At 64.4% G+C, this 22,021-nt stretch carries 1 protein-coding gene (running past one end of the window); it reads right to left on the bottom strand.

Annotation, left to right across the window (positions count from 1 at the left end; all coding sequences use genetic code 11):
- Positions 1-22,021: the 5' portion of a non-ribosomal peptide synthase/polyketide synthase gene (locus tag HU715_RS07160; protein ID WP_217884311.1), read on the bottom strand. It extends 8,915 nt beyond the left edge of the window; the window shows 22,021 of its 30,936 coding nt (coding positions 1-22,021); it begins with the start codon at positions 22,019-22,021; its stop codon lies beyond the left edge, outside the window.

Genomic DNA, 22,021 nt, shown 5'->3' with positions numbered 1-22,021 from the left:
CCGGCTGGCGGTGCGCATCGAGCAGGTAGATGCGGGTATTGGCCATCGGCCTGCCGATGCTGGCATTGCCGAGGATGCCATCGACCGCGTCATGTTCCATGTAGGCGGCCGTGCAGGACACGGTGGCCTCGGTCGGGCCATAGGTATTGACCAAGCGGGTATGCGCGGGACGAACCGCGTCCCACATCTGCAATTTCTGCGTCGACAAGGCGTCACCGGTGACATTGATCAGCCGCACGTCGCGCAAATGGTCCCGTGCCTGGGCCGGCGTGCTATGCCACTCGGCCGCGAGGGTATGCCAATGGGCCGCCGTCAGGTGCAGGAAGGTCGGGCGAATATCGCCGTTTTGTTGCAACTCGGCACTGCCGAACAGCTGCCGGGTGGGCGCCAGGGTGGCGCCGGCCAGCAACGCCGGGAAGATCTCCTCCACCGACAGGTCGAAGTTCAGGGTGTTCTGCTGCAGTACCGTGTCTGCCGGCGTCAGGCCGAACAAACGGATCGCATCGAGGCAATAGTTGACCAGGCCCCGGTGTTCGATCATCACCCCTTTGGGATGGCCAGTGGAACCGGAGGTGTAGATGACGTAGGCCAGGTGGCGCACGCCCAGGGAGGCAACGAGCGGATTGTCGTCACGACCGCCGGCAATCTCGCAACGCACGCGCTCGGCACGGTCGAGCAGCACCACCGGCACCGTCAACGCCGGCAGACGACCAAGCAGCTCACCTTGGCCCAGCAACGCCACCGGGGCGCTGTCGGCGAGCATGTAGGCCAAGCGTTCGGCCGGAAACGCCGGGTCGAGCGGCACGTAACCGGCACCGGCCTTGAGAATGGCCAACAGGCCGATGAGCATCTCGACGCCGCGTTCGACACAGATCGCCACCCGGTCATCCGGGCGGATGCCCTGCTCGATCAGGTGGTGGGCGACCTGGTTGGCCTGGCGGTTCAGTTCGGCGTAGCTCAGGCGTTCATCACCGAACACAACGGCGATAGCGTCTGGCTGAGCCGCGACTTGGGCCTCGAACAACTGGTGGGTCGTCTGCTCACGTGGGTACGCGGCCTGGGTAGCGTTCAGGCCCACCAGCAAATGCTCGCGTTCGAAGTTGTCCAACAGCGCGATCCGTTCGACCGGGGCCTGGTCACTGGCGACCATGGCCCGCAACAAGCGCTCGAAGTAGCCGAGGTAACGTTGCACCGTGGGCTCGTCGAACAACGCCGTGGCGTATTCGAGGGCGCCAAACAGCTGCCCTTGGACCTCGCCCAGTTCCAGGGACAGGTCGAATTTGGCGACGGTGCTCGCCGCCCCCAGCCCTTCGAGTTTCAAGTCCCCCAGCACCAGTTCGGTGTTGTCATGGGTCTGCCACGACAGCATGGCTTGGAACAACGGGCTGTGGGCCAGGCTGCGCACCGGCTTGACCACTTCCACCACTTGTTCGAACGGCAGGTCCTGATGCGCCTGGGCGCCGAGGGCCTGGGCCTTGACCCGGGCCAGCAAGGTGGCCACGGTCGGCGCCCCCGAGAGATCGATGCGCACGGCCAAGGTGTTGACGAAGAAGCCGATCAATCCTTCGACTTCCGAGCGCGTGCGGTTGGCCACCGGCGAGCCGATGACCACTTCATCCTGGCCTGAAAGCCGGCTCAGCAACGCGCCCCAGGCCGCCATCAAGGTCATGTACAACGTGACGCCGTGGCGCTGGCTCAGGGCCTTGAGGCCCGCGGTCAGGTCAGCGTCGAACACCACCGGCAACGCCGCCCCGGCATAGTCCTGTTGCCCAGGACGCGCACGGTCGGTGGGCAGCATCAACAACGCCGGCGCATCGGCCAGGGTTTGCCGCCAGTAATCGCTCTGGGCTTGCAGCACCTCGCCGCTCAACCAGCGACGTTGCCAGACCGCGTAGTCGCCGTACTGCACCGCCAGGGCCGGCAGCGGATCGTCCAAGTCATGACGGAACGCCTCATAGAGCGCCGCCAGTTCCTTGATCAATACGCCAATGGACCAGCCATCCGAAACGATGTGGTGCATGGTCACCAGCAGCACATGGTCTTCGCTGCCGAGGCGGATCAGCCGGCCGCGGATCAATGGGCCCTGTTCCAGGCTAAAGGTGTCGGCGGCTTCCTGGGCCGCCAGCGCGTGCAGTTGGCCCTCGGCGTCGGCCTGGCCGCCAAGGTCATGGTGCAGCAGCGCGAAACCAACGTCGGCGGGCGCGATGCACTGCCGAGGTTCCTGGCCCTGGGCCTGAACGAAGGTGGTCCGCAGGGCCTCGTGACGGGCAACGATGCGGTCCAGTGCCCGTTGCAAGGCGGGGCGATCCAGCACACCGCGCAGGCGCAGCCCGGCGGGCATGTGGTAGGCGGCGCTGGCCCCTTCCATCTGCGCCAGGAACCACAGGCGCTGCTGGGCGAACGACAGGGGCAGGTCGTCTCCACGAGAAACCCGGACGATCTCCGGCAACGTACTGCGCCCGGCCCGGGCCACGGCTTGTGCCAAGCCCATGAGCTGGGGCTGGGCGAACAGTTCCGTCAGGCCCAACTCCACACCCAGGCGCAGGCGCACCTGGGAAATCAATTGAATCGCCAACAACGAGTGGCCACCCAGTTCGAAGAACTGGTCATGGCGCCCGACCTGTTGCAGGCCCAGCAGCTCTTGCCAGATCTGCGCCAGGGCGGTTTCGACCTCGCCTTGCGGGGCTTCGTAGCCTCGGGTAATCAGCGCGTCGAGGTCTGGTGTCGGCAGGGCCTTGCGATCAAGTTTGCCGTTCGGTGTCAGCGGCAGTGCGTCGAGGCGAACGTAGGCAGCAGGCACCATGTAGGCCGGCAACTGCGCTTGCAGATGCGTGCGCAGGGCTTCGATGTCTACGGGCGAATGCTGGGTGAAATAGGCCACCAGGCGCTTGTCGCCTGGCACGTCTTCACGGGCCAGGACCACGGCTTCGTTCAAGGCATCGTGTTGAGCGAGCTTGGCTTCGATCTCCCCCAGTTCGATGCGGAAACCACGGATCTTCACTTGGTCGTCGTTGCGGCCCAGGTATTCGATGTTGCCGTCCGGCAGGTAGCGGCCCAGGTCGCCAGTACGATACATGCGGGCATTGGGAACCTTGCTGAATGGATCGTTCAGGAAGCGTTCAGCCGTGAGGTCGTCGCGGTTCAAATAACCCCGCGCTACCCCGGCGCCACCGATGTAGATTTCACCCGGCACGCCCAGCGGCACGGGTTGATTGTGCTCATCCAGCAGATAAAACTGGGTGTTCGCTATCGGTTTACCAATGTGTGCGGCAAACCCGTCTTCGCGGGCCATCGACACCCAACTCGAATACGTCGTGGTTTCCGAAGGGCCGTAGAGGTTGCACAGGCGCTCGACCTGGGTCTGTTCGAACAACGTCTCCACCAGGCTGCGCTTCAAGGCTTCACCGGCCACGTTCACCGTGTCGACGCCCTCGCCTACGCCACCCGATTCCAGCAACGCCTTGAGCGCCGACGGCACGGTATTGATCAGCGTGATGTCGTGCTCACCCTGCTGCAGTTCCAGCACATTAGTGACCACGTCGATGCTGCCGCCAGACGTCAGCGGCGCGAAACACTCGTAGACCGCCAAGTCGAAGTTCAACGAAGTCGAGAACAGGGTTTTGGCCAAGGTCTGCGAATCGAACGAACGATGGGCCCAGGTCAGGAAATTCACCGTGTTGCGGTGCTCGATCATCACGCCTTTAGGCTGACCGGTCGAACCCGAGGTGTAGATCACGTAGGCCAGGTGCGACGAGCTCAGGCCCGGCACCTGCGGATTGGGCGCCGCCTCGTCCTGCCAGACACCCTTGTCGAGGTCGATCACTGGCACCGACGTCTCGCCCAACAGGTGGCGAGTGCTGCCTTGAACCAGGATCGCCGCCGGGGCACTGTCTTGCAGCATGTAGGCGATCCGATCCAGCGGATACGCCGGGTCCAACGGCACATAGCCGCCGCCGGCCTTGAGGATCGCCAGCAAGCCCACCACCATATCGACGCCGCGCTCGACACAGATCGCCACCCGCGCATCGGGCTGCACGCCCTGCTTGCGCAGGTAATGGGCCAAGCGATTGGCGAGGCCGTTGAGCTCGCGATAATTGAGCTGTTGCCGGCCGTGACGCACCGCCACGGCATCCGGCGTGCGCTGCACCTGTTCCTCGAACAACCCGTGGAGGGTCTGCTCCCGGGGGTATTCGGCCTGGGTGGCATTGAAGTCCACCAGCAACCGTTCGCGCTCGGCCGCCGGCACGATCGACAGTTCCCGCAACGCCAGGTCTGGCGTGTGCTCCAACGCCGCCACCAGGCTGTCCAGCGCCGTGTGCATATACCCGCAGACACGCTGGGCCCCCACTTCGGCCACGGCCTGGGCGGTGAGGCGAAAACCTTCGCCCAGGTCGTCCACGTTAAGGCACAACGGATAGTTGGTGCGCTCTTCCATGCTCAGGGTCTGGATCCCGTGCCAGGCCGAGATGGCCGAGCCGGATACGGCTTCAACGGCACTGTGGCGATAGTTCAGCAATGTGCTGAACAACGGCAGCGAGGCCGGTACGCCGCTGCAACGCTGCGCCAGGGACAACGAGGCGTGCTCGTGTCCGAGCAAGGCCGACAACCGGCCATGGGTCGCCCTGACTCCGGCGCGGGCGCCTTGGACGCCGACACTGACGCGCAATGGCAGCGTGTTGATGAACATGCCCAGGGCCCGATCGGCCCCGTCGCCGCCCTGCATCCGCCCCATCAGCACGGTGCCGAACACGACCTCTTCACGGCCCGAAACCCGCCCGACCACATGCCCCCAGGCCAAATGGACCAGGCTCGCCGCACTCACGCCGAGTTGACGGGCCTGGGTCCGCAGGCGCCGGGCCAGCGTGGCATCCACGTCCTGATGGGCTTCTTCGATGCCGCTGCCGTCGCCCTGCACATCCTGTAGACCGAACGGCAGCGTCGGTTCATCAATATCGCCGAGCATCTCGCGGAAAAACCCTTCGTGCTGCTCACGACTGACCCCAAGCCGCGCCTGGGCCACATGGTTGCGATACGGCACGGCGGGCGAAAGCAAGTGTGCCTGGTCCAAGAGACTGGCTTGCATCTCATGCACCACGACTTCCAGCGCCGTGTGGTCCAGCGCCATGTGGTGGAACAACAGCATGCCGACCCAGCGCTGATTCGCCACGTCCTGGGCATAGGCCAGGCGCATCAACGGAGCCTGGGCGATGTCGAGGCGGTAATGCCGCGGATCGAATCGCCCGTGCAGTTGCTGCACCACATCGCCCCCCGCCGGGTCCACCTCGACCTCTTCCAGGCCCAGGGTCGCGTGGCGCCAGACCACTTGCACCGGTGCCGCCAGGCCTTGCCAGACCATGCTGGTACGCAGGATATCGTTACGCGACACCACGCTCTGCAAGGCGTGGGCAAAGGCTTGCAGCCGTTCGCGGGTGTCAAAGCCGAACAGCACCTGCAACACGTAGGGGTCGCCCTGCTCCGCGGCGAGGTGGTGGTAGAGAATCCCTTCCTGCAACGGCGCCAGGGCGTAGATGTCTTGCACATTCGCCACGCCACCCGGCACGGTGGCCACGATCCGGTCGATGGCGTCCTGGTCCAGATCGGCCAGGGGCAGCATGTCCGGGGTGATGCGGGTACAGCCATCCGCAATCGTGTTGGCCGGCACCACAATGTCCCTGACGCCGCCAACCGCGGCGGCCAACGCGCTCAGCGTCGGTTGGCCGAACAGCACCCGAACATCGGCGGCCAGCTCGACCTGGCGCATGCGCTCGATCAGTTTCACCGCCAACAGCGAATGGCCGCCCAACTCGAAGAAGTTATCGTGACGGCCGACCTGCTCGAGCTTGAGCAAGTCCTGCCAGATGCGGGCGATGGCCGTCTCGACCTCACCTTGCGGGGTTTCGTATCCACGGCTGATCACGGCCGATTGATCCGGCGCCGGCAGGGCCTTGCGGTCGAGCTTGCCGTTGGTGGTCAGCGGGAACGCCTCGAGGACCACGAAGGCGCTGGGCACCATGTAGTCCGCCAGCGAAACCAGCAATTGCTTGCGCAGGTCGACAGCCGAGAGCGAGGCACTTTTCGCGGCAATCAGGTAAGCCACCAGGCGCTTGTCGCCTGGCTCATCTTCACGGGCAATCACCACCGCCTCGCTGACCCCTTCGCAGGCCGCCAGCGTCGCTTCGATCTCGCCCAATTCGATACGGAAACCGCGGATCTTCACCTGATCATCGTTGCGGCCCAAGTACTCGATGCTGCCGTCCGCCAGCCAGCGACCGAGGTCGCCCGTCTTGTACATTCTCGCGTTCGCCTCGGGGCTGAACGGGTTGTCGAGGAAACGCTCGGCGGTCAGTTCGTCACGGTTCAAGTAACCGCGACTGACACCCGCGCCGCCCACGTACATTTCGCCGACCACCCCCACCGGTACCGGCTCGCGCTGGGCGTCGAGCACGTACAGTTGCAGGTCGGGGATGCGTTTGCCGATCGGGCTGACGCCGGCCAACTGGGCGTCAGCCGCTTCAAGGGGGCGATAGGTCACGTGCACCGTCGTTTCGGTGATGCCGTACATGTTCACCAATTGCGTCCCAGCATTGGCGACACGGGCATACCAGGGCTTGAGCATCCCGGTTTCCAGCGCTTCACCGCCAAAGATTACCTGGCGCAATCTGTGGCGCAGCTCGCTTTCGCCCTGGGCCGCGATCAACTGCCGGAAGGCGCTTGGCGTCTGGTTCAGCACGGTCACACCGGCCTCGCACAACAACGCATAACAATCTTGCGGGGAACGACTGACCAGTTGCGGCACCACCAACAGGCGACCGCCGTGGGTCAAGGCGCCCCAGATTTCCCAGACCGAGAAGTCGAAGGCAAAGGAATGGAACAGCGCCCACACGTCTTGCGGGCCAAACTCGAACCACGGTTGGGTCGCCGAAAACAGCCGGGCGACATTGCGGTGCTCGACCATCACGCCCTTGGGCAAGCCAGTCGAACCCGAGGTATAGATCACATAGGCCAGGTGATGGGCGCCCAGGCCAGGCACTTGCGGGTTGGCGACGGATTCGTCCTGCCAGCCGCCGTCATCGAGTTGCAGCACCGGCACCGAGACGCCAGCCAACAGCAGGTGCGTAGCGGCTTGGGCCAACAGTGCAACCGGCGTACTGTCACGCAGCATGTAGCCGATGCGTTCCGCCGGATAGGCCGGGTCCACCGGCACATAACCAGCGCCGGACTTCAAGATGCCCAGCAGGCCGACGATCATGTCCAGGCCGCGCTCGACACAGATCGCCACCCGGTCATCCGGACGAATACCCAATGCCAGCAGGCGATGAGCGACCTGGTTGGCCCGGGCGTTGAGCTCGCCGTAAGTCAGTGCCTGATCCTCGAACATCACCGCCAACGCGTCGGGTTGCGTCGCGACCTGGGCCTCGAACTGGCGATGGATCAGCGCGTCATGGGCATACGTCGCCTCTGTTGTATTCCAGGCTTGGAGCAATACTCGGCGCTCGGCCGCTGGCAGAATCTTCAACCCGCTCAATGGGACCAAGGGAGACTGCTCCAGCGCCTGCACCAGGTTTTCCACGACGCATTGCACGTAGCCGCACACACGCTCGGCGCCAATCGGCGCCTGAGCCATGACCGTCAGGTTGAAGCCCTCGCCAAAGTCATCCACCGACAACGTCAGCGGATAGTTGGTGCGTTCTTCACCTTCCAAGGTCTGGATACCGTCCCAGGCGGCAATGGCCTCGCTGGAAGCCGTCTGCGCACCGAGGTGGCGATAGTTGAGCAGCGCGCTGAACAGCGGCGCCGGCGCGGCCACCCCACTGCAGCGTTGCGCCAATACCAGCGAGGCATGCTCGTGCCCCAGCAACGCGGTCAAGCGCGCATGGGTCGCCTTGACGGCGGCGCGCACACCGTATGCGCCCAGGCTCACCCGCAGCGGCAAGGTGTTGATGAACATCCCCAGCGCCCGGTCGGCCCCTTCACCGCCCTGCATGCGCCCCAGCAACACGGTGCCGAAGACCACGTCGTCCTGGCCCGAGACTTTGCCCAGCACCTGCGCCCACGCCAGGTGATACAAGCTTGCCGCGCTGACGCCGAGCTGGCGCGCCTGTGTCCGCAGGCGCTCACCCAGCCGGGCATCGACCCGTTGGCGGACTTCCTCGATACCGTGCCCGTCACCTTGCACGTCCTGCAGACCGAAGGGCAGCGTCGGTTCGGTCACATCCCCCAGCATCTCGTGGAAGAAGGCCTCGTGCTCCTCGCGACTAACCCCCAGCCGCGCCTGTGCCACGTAGTTTCGATACGGCACTGATGCCGCCAATTGTTGCCCCCGCCCGGCCATGTGCGCACCTATTTCCGCGGTGAGCATGCCCAGGGACGTCGCGTCATCGACCATGTGGTGGAACAGCAGCATGCCGACCCAGCGATTGTTCGCCACGTCCTGGGCATAACCGATCCGCATCATCGGCGCCTGGCGAATGTCCAGGCGATGGTGACGCGGATCCAGGTGTTCGCGCAGTTGCTCGGCGATATCCCCCGCCGCCGCGTCCAGGGCGATTTCATCGAGGCCCAGTTGCGCCTCGCGCCAGACCACCTGGACCGGTTCCTCCAGGCCTTCCCAGACCACCCCGGTGCGCAGGATGTCATGCCGGGACACCACGCTTTGCAGGGCCTCGGCGAAAAGGTCCAAGTGGGCGCGGCTGTCGAAAGCGAACAGCACGTATTGCAGATAGGGGTCGCCTTTGGCGGCGGCAAGGTGGTGATACAAGATCCCCTCTTGCAGCGGCGCCAGGGCGTAGATGTCCTGCACATTGCCCACGCCACCCGGCACTGTCGCCACGACGCGGCCGATCTCGTCCTGGCTCAACGCGGCCAGGGGCAACAGGTCCGGCGTGATCCGCGAACAGTCGCCCGGGATCAGGTTGGCCGGCACCTGGACTTCCTGGCTGCCACCCACCGCACTGGCCAGCGCCGCCAGCGTCGGCTGGCCGAACAGCACGCGTACGTCAGCGGCCAGGCCGAGCTGACGCATGCGCTCGATCAATTTCACTGCCAGTAACGAGTGACCACCCATTTCAAAGAAATGATCGTGGCGGCCGACCCGCTCCACGTGTAGCAGGTCCTGCCAGATAGCGGCAATCGCGATCTCGACCTCGCCCTGAGGGGCCTCGTATTCACGGGTCACTACCGACGACTGGTCCGGCACCGGCAAGGCCTTGCGGTCCAGCTTGCCATTGGTGGTCAACGGGAACACCGTCAACATCACGAATGCGTTGGGCACCATGTATTCGGCCAGCGAACCGAGCAATTCATCGCGCAGTTCGGCCGCCGACGGCGGCTCGCCCTCCTCGGCAATCACATAGGCCACCAGGCGCTGGTCGCCCGGCGTATCCTGGCGCGCCACCACCACGGCTTCTCGCACACCGTTGCACGCGGCCAACTTGGCTTCGATCTCGCCCAATTCGATACGGAAACCGCGGATCTTCACCTGGTCATCGTTGCGGCCCAAATACTCGATGCTGCCGTCGGCCAACCAGCGGCCAAGGTCGCCCGTCTTGTACATCCGCGCGTTCGCCTCTGGGCTGAACGGGTTATCGAGGAAACGCTCGGCGGTCAGTTCGTCACGGTTCAAGTAACCGCGACTGACACCCGCGCCGCCCACATACATTTCGCCGACCACCCCCACCGGTACCGGCTCGCGCTGAGCGTCGAGGACGTACAGTTGCAGGTCGGGGATGCGCTTGCCGATCGGGCTGACACCGGCCAACTGCGCGTCGGCCGCATCGAGCGGACGGTACGTCACGTGCACCGTCGTTTCGGTGATGCCGTACATGTTGACCAGTTGCGTCCGGGCATTGCCCTCGCGGGCATACCACGGTTTGAGAATGCCGGTTTCCAGGGCCTCGCCGCCAAAGATCACCTGCCGCAGGTGGTGGCTCAGGTCGCTTTCGCCTTGAGCGGCAATCAACTGGCGGAAGGCACTCGGCGTCTGGTTGAGAATGGTCACGCCTGCTTCGCACAGCAAGGCATAGCAGTACTGCGGGGAACGGCTGACCAGCTGTGGCACCACCAGCAAGCGACCGCCGTGGGTCAAGGCGCCCCAGATTTCCCAGACCGAGAAGTCGAAGGCAAAGGAATGGAACAGCGCCCACACGTCCTGCGGACCAAACTCGAACCACGGTTGGGTCGCCGAAAACAGCCGTGCGACGTTGCGGTGCTCGACCATCACGCCCTTGGGCAATCCGGTCGAACCCGAGGTGTAGATCACGTAGGCCAGGTGGCTGGCGTCCAGGCCCGCCACGTCGGGATTGTGCCGCGGCTGCTGGCTCATTTCACCGGCGTCGGCCGGGTCGAGCACCAAGGTGGGCACCGGCAATACCGGCAGGCTGTCGCGCCATTGCGGCTGGGTCACCATCGCCACGGGGCCGCTGTCATCCAGCATGTAGGCGATGCGCTCGGGTGGATAAGCCGGGTCCAGCGGTACGTAGCCCGCACCGGCCTTGAGGATGCCCAGCAGGCCAACGATCATGTCCAGACCGCGCTCGACACAAATCGCCACGCGGTCATCCGGACGAACACCCTCGGCCACCAGGCAGTGGGCCAGTTGGTTGGCGCGGGCATTGAGCTCGCCGTAGGTCAGTGCCTGGCCTTCATGCACGACGGCCACGGCGTCGGGTTGAGACGCGGCCCAGCCCTCGACTTGCCGATGGATCAGGGCATCGCCGGCATACGCGGCATCGGTGGCGTTCCAGGTTTCCAGCAACTGCCGGCGCTCGGCCGGTGGCAGGATCGCCAAGGCGTGCAGCGGAGTTTGCGGTGCCTGCTCCAGGGCCACGACCAGGTTTTCCAAAGCCACCTGCATGTAATCGCAAATACGTTGCGCACCGATGGCCGTGTCGACCATCGCGGTGAGGAAGAAGCCGTCACCCAGGTCATCGACATTGAGGGTCAACGGATAGTTGGTCCGCTCGTCACCACCCAGTGCGTTGATCCCGCTCCACGCCGACAGGGCGTCCTGGGTCACCTGGACTGCACTGTGGCGGTAGTTGAGCAAGGCGCTGAACAGCGGCGTCGGCGCGACCACGCCACTGCATCGTTGCGCCAGGGCCAGCGACGCATGTTCGTGGCCGAACAACGCACTCAGTCGCCCATGAGTGGCCTTGACGCCGCTGCGCACGTCCTGGGCGCCCACGTCCACCCGCAACGGCAGGGTGTTGATGAACATGCCCAGGGCACGGTCGGCGCCGTCGCCACCCTGCATCCGGCCTAGCAGGACCGTACCGAACACCACCTCCTGCTTGCCGGAGACCTTGCCCAACACCTGGGCCCAGGCCAAGTGCACCAGGCTGGCGGCACTCACCCCCAGGTGGCGTGCCTGTGTCCGCAGGCGCCTGGACAACGCCAGGTCCACCGACTGGCGGACTTCATCGATGCCCTGCCCCTCACCCTGCACGTCCTGCAAACCAAAGGGCAGCGTCGGCTCGTCGATATCGCCGAGCATGTCGCGGAAGAATGTTTCGTGCTCCTCTTCGCTCGCCCCCAGGCGGGTCTGGGCCACGTAGTTGCGATAAGGCATCGCTGCGCCCAACTGGCCGTCCTCGCCCAGCAGGTGCAGTTGCATCTCGTGCTGCATCACGTCCAGGGCGGTGTGGTCCAGGGCCAGGTGATGGAACAACAAAATCGCGACCCAACGATCCTGGGCCTCGTCCCGTGCGTAAGCCAGGTGCAACAGCGGCGCCCGGCCCAAATCCAGGCGACTGTGCCGCGCATCGAAACGGCTGGCCAGCTGCGTGACAACGTCGCCAGCCGTGGCATCGACAACAATGCATTGCGGTTCCAGCACCGCCTGGCGCCAGACCACTTGCACCGGCTCATCCAACCCTTCCCAGACCACACTGGTGCGCAAGATGTCGTGGCGATCGATCACCACTTGCAGCGCGCCGATGAACGCGTCGAGGCGTTCACGGTTGTCGAAGGCGAACTGGGTTTGCAGCACATAGGGGTCGCCCTGTTCGGCGGCCAAGTGGTGGTACAGAATCCCTTCCTGCAACGGTGCCAGGGGGTAGATGTCCTGCACGTTGCGCGCGCCGCCGGGCACGCTGGCAACGACTTGGTCGATGGCGTCCTGGGACAGATTGACCAGCGGCAACAGCTCGGGGGTGATGCGCTCGCAATCCGAGGGAATCAGGTTCGCCGGCACGCTGACTTCCCTGCCGCTGCCAACCGCCGCGGCCAGCGCGGCCAGGGTCGGCTGGCTGAACAGCACGCGCACGTCGGCACTCAAGCCTGTCTGGCGCATGCGTTCGATCAGCGTCACCGCCAGCAGCGAATGGCCGCCCAGTTCGAAGAAGTGATCGTGACGCCCCACCTGCTCGACCTTGAGTACCTCGGCCCAGATCCGCGCCAAAGCCTGCTCCACCTCGCCCTGCGGCGCTTCATATTCGCGAGAGGCATAGGCCTCGGCATCCGGCGCCGGGAGCTCACGGCGATCCAGCTTGCCGTTGGCGGTCAGCGGGAAGGCCGGCAGCACCATGAAGGCGCTGGGCAGCATGTAGTCGGCCAGCACGCTCGACAACTGTTCGCGCAAGTCACGCACCGACAAGGTCACGCCCGGTTCGGCAATCACATAACCGACCAGGCGCTTGGGACCGGCATCGTCTTGCCGCGCCAGCACCACCGCGTCTTTCACACCCGGGCATTGGCCCAAGCGGGCTTCGATCTCGCCGAGTTCGATACGGAAACCACGGATCTTCACCTGGTCGTCGTTACGACCCAGGTAATCCACCGCGCCATCCGCGCGCCAGCGGGCCAGGTCACCGGTGCGGTACAGCAACGCATCGGGATCGGCACTGAACGGGTCGGTGACGAATTTTTCGGCGGTCAGCTCAGGGCGATTCAGATACCCTTTCGCCACGCCGTCGCCGCCGATGTACAACTCGCCGGCCACGCCGATGGGCACCGGTTGTTGATTGGCGTCCAGCACATAGACGCGGGTGTTGCCAATCGGACGACCAATCGGGATACCGCCCTCGCCCACCTGCTTGATTTCGTAGGTGGTGGTGAAGGTGGTGGCTTCGGTCGGGCCGTAGCCGTTGAGCAGATGACCCGGTGCGCCTTCCTTCAGGACACGGCCGATCACGGCCGGGTCGAGCACATCGCCACCGACGATCAGGTAGCGCAGTTGGGCGAATACCGGCATCAGTCCGGCGGCGTATTGATGGAACAGGCCAGCGGTCATCCACAGCACGCTGACCGATTGCTCTTGCAGCAAGGCCGCAAAACGTTCTTGCGTCAGCAACACGTCCTGGTCGACCACCACCACGCAACCGCCATTGAGCAACGGCGCCCAGACGTCGAGAGTGCTGGCATCGAACGCCGGATTGGAAGCGAAAGCGACCCGATCCTCAGCGTTGAACCCGGCGTAACCGTTGTTGATCACCAGGCGGTTGATCGCCCGGTGCGGCACCAACACGCCTTTCGGCGTACCGGTGGAACCGGAGGTGTACATGATGTAGGCCGCCGATTCGCTGCTTTGTATCAGCCTCAGGTCGTGATCCGCCTCGTTATCCAGGACCACGGTGTCCAGGTCCACACGGGCCGTCCCCTCCGGTGCGGTCATCGTGCTCAGCGTCAGAAGCGTCCGGGCACCGCTGTCGCGCACCATGAAGTCCTGCCGTTCCAGCGGTGCGCTGACGTCCAGTGGCACGTAGACCGCGGCGCACTTGAGGACCGCCAGTTGGCTGACCAGCAGCTCGATGGAGCGTTCCAGCACAATCGCTACCCGGTCACCCGGTTGAATTCCCTGGCCAATCAAATGGCGGGTCAGGCAATTGGCCCGGCGGTTCAGCTCGGCGTACGTCAGGCCATGCCCGTTGTGCACGACCGCCGTTGCCTCCGGACGGTCCTTGGCCTGGGCTTCGAACAGGCCATGGGCGGTCCTGTCCTGGGGATAGCTGCGGGTGGTGGCGTTGAAATCCACCAGCAATTGCCGACGCTCGGCCGATGGCAGGATCGACAGGCTGTGCAACGGCGCCTGCGGGGCCTGTTCCAGCGCCTCGACCAGATGCTCCAGAGCGATATTCATGTAGACACATATGCGCTGCGCACCGATTTGCGGCACCGCCAGCGCCGACAAGTGAAAATCTTCGCCCAGGTCGTCCACCGACAAGGTCAGCGGGTAGTTGGTGCGTTCTTCGTTGCTCAGCAGTTGGATGCCGTCCCAGGCCACCAAGGCTTCGCTCGAGGCAACCCCTGCGGCGCCGTGCCGGTAATTGAGCAAGGCGCTGAACAACGGCAGCGGCGCGGCCACGGCGCTGCAACGCTGGGCCAGGGCCAGCGAGGCGTGTTCGTGCCCCAGAAGACCGGTGAGGCGCGCGTGGGTGGCTTTCACCCCATCACGCACACCTTGGGCCCCAACCCCCACCCGCAACGGCAAGGTGTTGATGAACATACCCAGTGCCCGGTCAGCGCCGTCGCCGCCCTGCATCCGTCCCATCAGCACGGTGCCAAACACCACGTCCTGTTTGCCGGACACCTGCCCTAGCACCTGCGCCCAGGCCAAGTGATGCAAGCTCGCGGCGCTCACGCCCAACTGCCGGGCCTGGGCCCGCAAACGGCGGCTCAACTCGGCAGGCAGGCTCAGCCCGGCCTCTTCGATATCGCTGCCATCGCCACGGACGTCCAGCAGACCGAACGGCAATGTCGGTTCGTCGACATCACTCAACATGTCACGGAAGAACCCTTCGTGCTCCGCGCGACTCACGCCCAAGCGGGCCTGGGCCACGTAATTGCGGAACGGCACCGCTTCGCCCAACTGCTCGGCCTGGCCCAGCAGGTGCGCCTGCATCTCGTGCTGTACCACTTCCAGCGCCGTGTGATCGAGGGCCATGTGATGGAACAGCAGCATCGCCACCCAGCGCTGATTGGCCGGATCGTGGGCATATGCGATGCGCATCAACGGCGCCTGTTGCATGTCCAGGCGGTAATGCAATGTGTCGAATCGCTCGCGCAACTGCTCGGCGACATCGCCCGCCGCCGCGCTCAGCACCAGTTCCTCCACCGCCAGTTGCGCTTTACGCCAGACCACTTGCACCGGCTCGTCCAGGCCTTCCCAGACCACCGAGGTGCGCAGGATGTCATGGCGGTCGATGACGCCTTGCAGGGCCAGGGCAAACGCTTCCAGCCGCTCGCGATCGGCGACGATGAACGTGGCCTGCAACACATAGGGATCGCCCGTGTGCGCGGCGATGTGGTGATAAAGAATGCCCTCCTGCAACGGCGCCAACGGGTAGATATCCTGCACGTTGCGCGCACCGCCCGGCACCGTTTCCACGATGCGATCGATGTCCAGCTGGTCCAGCGCCACCAAGGGCAGCATCGACGGCGTGATCCGGGTACACCCCAGCAAAATGCCGTTTTCCGGCACCACGATCTCGCCGCCACTGCCGACCGCGGCGGCCAGCGCCGCGAGGGTTGGTTGGCTGAACAGCACGCGCACGTCCGCTGACAAGCCGAGTTGGCGCATCCGGCCAATCAGGCTGACGGCCAGCAGCGAATGCCCGCCCAGTTCGAAGAAATGGTCGTGCCGACCCACGCGCTCGACCTTGAGCAGGTCTTGCCAGAGCTGCGCCAGGGTGGTTTCTACTTCGCCTTGCGGGGCTTCGTAGCCTCGGGTGATCAGCGCGTCGAGGTCTGGTGTCGGCAGGGCCTTGCGATCAAGTTTGCCGTTCGGTGTCAGCGGCAGTGCGTCGAGGCGAACGTAGGCAGCAGGCACCATGTAGGCCGGTAACTGCGCTTGCAGATGCGTGCGCAGGGCTTCGATATCCAGCGCTTCAGATGGCGAACTCTGGGTGAAATAGGCGACCAGGCGCTTGTCGCCCGGCACGTCTTCACGAGCCAGGACCACGGCTTCGTTCAAGGCATCGTGTTGAGCGAGCTTGGCTTCGATCTCCCCCAGTTCGATGCGGAAACCACGGATCTTGACCTGATCGTCGTTGCGGCCCAGGTATTCGATATTGCCGTCCGGCAGGTAACGGCCCAGGTCGCCAGTGCGATACATGCGGGCGTTTGGAGCCGTGCTGAACGGGTCTTTCAGGAAACGCTCGGCCGTGAGGTCGTCACGATTGAGATAACCGCGAGCGACCCCAGCGCCACCGATGTAGATTTCGCCCGGAACGCCCAGTGGCACCGGTTGCTTGTGTTCATCCAGCAGATAGAACTGAGTGTTGGCCACCGGTTTGCCGATGTGCGCGGCAAAACCATCTTCGCGGGCCATCGACACCCAACTCGAATACGTCGTGGTTTCCGAAGGGCCGTAGAGGTTGCACAGGCGCTTGACCTGGGTCTGCTCGAACAACGTCTCCACCAGGCTGCGCTTCAAGGCTTCACCGGCCACGTTCACCGTGTCGACGCCCTCGCCCAATCCGCCCGATTCCAGCAACCCCTTGAGCGCCGAGGGCACGGTATTGATCAGGGTGATGTCGTGCTCACCCTGTTGCAGTTCCAGCACATTAGTGACCACATCGATGCTGCCACCCGAGGTCAGCGGCGCGAAGCACTCGTAGACGGCCAGGTCGAAGTTCAACGAAGTCGAGAACAGGGTTTTAGCCAAGGTCTGCGAATCGAACGAACGATGGGCCCAGGTCAGGAAGTTCACCGTGTTGCGGTGTTCGATCATCACTCCCTTGGGCAGGCCGGTCGAACCCGAGGTGTAGATGACATAGGCCAGGTGCGAGGACGTCAGCTCGGCAACCTCGGGATTCTGGACGGATTCGTCCTGCCACAAACCGCTGTCGAGATTGATCACGGCCATCGAGGCATCGCTCAACAGCCCAACCGTAGCGTCCTGCGCCAATACCGCTGCTGGCGCACTGTCTTCCAACATGTAGGCAATCCGATCCAGCGGATACGCTGGATCCAGCGGCACATAACCGCCGCCGGCCTTGAGGATCGCCAGCAGTCCCACCACCATGTCGATACCACGCTCGACACAGATCGCCACCCGCGAATCCGGCTCCACGCCGTGCTTGCGCAGGTAATGGCCCAGGCGGTTGGCCCGTTCGTTCAACTCGCGGTAGCTCAGGCGCTGCTCGCCACGGATCACCGCGACGGCATCCGGCGTACGCTGCACCTGCGCCTCGAACAACCCATGGATCGTCTGCTTGCGCGGATAGTCAGCCTCGGTGGCGTTGAACGCCACCAACAATTGCTCGAGTTCCGCCGCAGGCAAGATCGACAGACGATACAAGGCTGCCTGGGGCGTCTGTTCCAACGCCTGCACCAGTGTTTCCAGCGCCGTATACATAAAGGCGCAGACCCGTTGCGCGCCGATCTGTGGCGCAACCAGCACGGTCAGGTTGAAACCGTTGCCCAGGTCATCGACGTTCAATGTCAGCGGGTAATTGGTGCGTTCCTCACCGTCCAGTACATGGATCCCCTGCCAGGCGTCCAACGCCTGGGTCGAGGCCGTACCCGTGACGCTGTGGCGATAGTTGAGCAAGGCGCTGAACAGCGGCAACGGCGCCGCCACGCTGCTGCAACGTTGCGCCAGTGCCAGCGAGGCATGTTCATGGCCCAGGAGCTCCGTCAACCGTGCATGGGTCGCCTTGACGCCGGCCCGTACGCCTTGCAGGCCGACATCCACGCGCAACGGCAAGGTGTTGATGAACATGCCCAGTGCGCGATCGGCTCCGTCGCCACCTTGCATGCGGCCCATCAGGACCGTACCGAACACCACGTCCTGCTTGCCGGACACCTTGCCCAGCACCTGTGCCCAGGCCAGGTGCACCAGGCTCGCGGCACTGACCCCAAGCTGACGCGCCTGCGCCCGCAGACGCAGGTCAAGCGCGGCATCTATCGGTTGCCTGGCCTCCTCGATGTCGAGGCCATCGTTCTTCACGTCCTGCAGGTCGAAAGGCAAGGTGGGCTCGTCGATATCGCCAAGCATTCCCCGGAAGAACACTTCATGTTCTTCGCGGCTCACCCCCAACCGCGCCTGCGCCACATAGTTGCGATACGGCACCGCGTCGCTCAGTTGCCCGGCTTCACCCAACAGGTGTGCCTGCATTTCCTGCTGCACCACCTCCATGGCCGTGTGGTCCAGGGCCATGTGATGGAACAACAATGTCGCGACCACGCGCTGATTGCTGTCGTCCTGCCCGTAGGCCAGGCGCATCATCGGTGCCTGGGTGACATCCAGGCGGTGATGCCGTGGGTCGAAGCGCTGGCGCAGTTGCGCCGCGGCATCGCCAGCGGCAGGGTCGAGGTCGACCGCTTCCACAGGCAGCCTCGCTTTACGCCAGACCACCTGGACCGGTTCGTCCAGGCCCTCCCAGACCACGCTGGTGCGCAAGATGTCGTGTCGATCGATCACCACTTGCAGTGCCTGGATGAACGCATCGAGGCGTTCACGGTTATCGAAGGCGAACTGGGTCTGCAACACGTACGGGTCGCCCTGTTCGGCAGCCAGATGGTGATAAAGAATGCCTTCCTGCAACGGTGCCAGCGGGTAGATGTCCTGCACGTTGGGTGCGCCGCCGGGCACGCTCGCGATGAGTCGGTCCAGGGTTTGCTGGGGCAGGCTAAGCAGCGGCAAGAGGTCGGGGGTGATGCGCTCGCAGCCCAGGGGAATCAGGTTCCCAGGGACACTGACTTCCTTGCCGCTGCCGATGGCCGCCGCCAGCGCGGCCAGGGTTGGTTGGCTGAACAGCACACGCACGTCGGCGCTCAAGCCAGCTTGACGCATGCGCTCGATCAGCGTGACCGCCAGCAACGAGTGGCCACCCAGTTCGAAGAAATGGTCGTGGCGACCCACCTGCCCAACCTTGAGCACTTCGGACCAGAGCTGCGCCAATGTCTGTTCGATCTCGCCCAAGGGGGCTTCGTATTCGCGACTGGCATAGGCCTCGACGTCTGGAGCCGGCAGCGCACGGCGATCCAGCTTGCCATTGGCGGTCAGCGGGAAGGACGCCAACACCACAAATGCACTGGGTACCATGTACTCGGCCAGGGCTGCGGCCAGTTCGGCGCGCAGCTCCTGCACTGACAAGCTGACACCTTCCTTGGCAACCACATAACCCACCAGGCGCTTTGCCCCCGGCTCGTCCTGTCGCGCCAGCACTACCGCGTCTTTCACGCCGGAGCATTGGCCAAGGCGAGCTTCAATTTCGCCCAATTCGATACGGAAACCGCGGATCTTCACCTGGTCGTCGTTACGCCCCAGGTAATCCACCGTGCCATCGGCGCGCCAGCGCGCCAGGTCGCCAGTGCGGTACAGCAGGGTTCCTGGATCGGCATTGAATGGGTCGCTGACAAACTTCTCGGCGGTCAGCTCGGGGCGGTTCAGGTAGCCTTTCGCGACGCCGTCGCCACCGATGTACAACTCGCCCACCACGCCAATGGGCACTGGCTGCTGGTTGGCGTCCAGCACGTAGACGCGGGCGTTGCCAACAGGACGGCCAATCGGGATAGCCCCCTCGCCCACTGTTTCGATTTCATGGGTGGTGGTAAAGGTGGTGCCTTCGGTCGGGCCGTAACCATTGAGCAGATGAGCCGGCGCGCCCTCCTCCAAGACGCGGCCGATCACGGCTGGGTCCAGCACATCGCCGCCGACGATCAGGTAACGCAGCTGCGCGAACACAGCCATAAGGCCAGCAGCGTATTGATGGAACAGACCGGCCGTCATCCACAACACGCTGACCGACTGCTCGGCCAATAGCGCGGCAAAACGTTCCTGGGACAGCAACACCTCCTGCTCGACCACCACCACGCAACCGCCGTTGAGCAACGGCGCCCAGACGTCCAGGGTACTGGCGTCGAAGGCCGGGTTGGAGGCGAAGGCGACCCGGTCCCGGGCGTTGAAATCGGCATAGCCGTTGTTGATCACCAACCGATTGATCGCCCGGTGCGGCACCAGCACGCCTTTGGGGGTACCGGTGGAACCCGAGGTGTACATGATGTAGGCGACCGATTCGGCGTTCTGCATCAAGTTCAAGTCATCAGCGGCTGCGCCAGCCAGGTCCAGCGTATCCAGGTCCACGCGCGCGGTGTCCCCAGGCGTGGCCTGGGTGCTCAGGGTCAGCAGGACCCGCGCCCCGCTGTCCTGCGCCATGAAATGCTGACGTTCCAGGGGGGCGCTGACGTCCAGCGGTACGTAGGCAGCGGCGCACTTGAGGATCGCCAACTGGCTGACCAGCAGCTCTATCGAACGCCCCAGAAGGACCGCTACCCGATCACCCGGCTGCACCCCAAGGCCGACCAGATACCGGGCCAGGCGGTTAGCCCGGTCATTCAACTCTGCGTAGGTCAGGCTGTATTCGTCATGCACCGCCGCCGGTGCCTGCGGGCGGGCCTGGGCCTGGGCCTCGAACAGGCCATGAACGGTCCTGTCCCGGGGATAGCGGCGAGTGGTGGCGTTGAAATCCACTAGCAATTGCCGACGTTTGTCCTTCGGCAGGATATCGAGTCGACACAGCGGTAACTCCGGCGTTTGCTCCAGTGCCTGGACCAGGCTTTCAAGCGCCATCAGCATGTAGTCGCCCGTGCGCTGCGCGCCGATCTCGGCCAAGGCCAGTACGCTCAGGCTGAAGCCTTCGCCCAAGTCGTCCACTGACAAAGTCAACGGGTAGTTGGTGCCCTCGGCACCGCCCAGCACATGCAGCCCTTCCCAAGCGGCAAAAGCCTCGGTGGTAGGCGCTTGCGCAGTGCCGCTGTGCCGGTAATTGAGCAATGAACCAAACAGCGGAGCCGGCGCTGGCACACCGCTGCAACGCTGGGCCAGGGCCAACGATGCATGCTCATGCCCGAGCAAAGCCGTCAGGCTCGCGTGGGTCGCCCTCACCCCCTCGCGCACATCCTGCCCGGTCAGTTTCACCCGCAGCGGCAGCGTATTGATGAACATGCCCAGCGCGCGGCCGGCACCGTCACCACCCTGCATCCGCCCCATCAGCACGGTGCCGAACACCACATCCTGCCGACCGCAAACCCCGCCCACCACCCGCGCCCAGGCCAAGTGGTGCAGGCTGGCCGCACTGACACCCAACTGACGGGCCTGTATGCGCACGCGACGGCTCAACGAGGCCTCGACCGGCAGGTGCGCTTCCTCGATCACCGGTTCACGTTCGGGGACCTCGGCAAAGCCCAGTGGCAGCGTCGGTTCATCAACGTCGGCCAACATGTCGCGGAAAAACGTCTCATGGGATTCAGGGCCCTCGCCCAGCCGGACCTGTGCCACGTAGTTACGATACGGCACAGCGGCGGGCAGCCCCTCGGACTTTCCGAGCAGGAACGCCTGCATCTCATGCTGCACCAACTCCAGTGCCGCATGGTCCAGCGCCATGTGGTGGAACAACAGGATCGCCACCCAGCGTGCGTTGACCGGGTCCTGCGCACAGACCAGGCGCATCAGCGGCGCTCGTCCCACGTCCAGGCGGTGATGCCGGGTGTCGAAGCGCTGTTGCAGTTGCCAGACAATGTCGCCATCGGCCGGATCAAGCGCGAGTGCTTCCAGCGCCAACTGCGCTTTGTGCCAGACGACTTGCAGCGGTTCGTCGAGCCCTTCCCATACCACCGAGGTGCGCAGGATGTCATGGCGGTCGATCACCCCTTGCAGCGCCTGGGTAAAGTCATCCAGCCGCGTGCGTTGATCCGCGCCGAACAAGGCTTGCAACACATAGGGATCGCCCTGTTCTGCGACGAGGTGATGGTAAAAAATGCCTTCCTGAAGCGGTGCCAGGGGGTAGATGTCCTGCACATTGCCGGCCCCACCAGGCACGCCGTCGACAATCCGGTCGATTTCCTCCTGCGTGAGGCTGACCAGCGGCAGCATGTCCGGAGTGATACGGAATGCCGGACTCAGCCAGTCGCCACCATTTCTCTCCACCAGGTCGAGCAATTCATGCTTATGGACAATGAGGCTGTCCCACAGCGCGTTGTCCAGTCCTTCGTCGTCGCCCAGGATCACAAGGTTGTCGTCGTCCTGTTGGAGACGGATCGGGTGCTGGGACAGAGCTGTCATCAATTCGCTGAATTGCAT

It is taken from the genome of Pseudomonas zanjanensis, from assembly GCF_014268745.2.
Lineage (GTDB): Bacteria > Pseudomonadota > Gammaproteobacteria > Pseudomonadales > Pseudomonadaceae > Aquipseudomonas > Aquipseudomonas zanjanensis.
The sequence above is the reverse complement of the archived record's forward strand: the minus strand, read 5'-3'. Positions and strand labels throughout refer to the sequence as shown.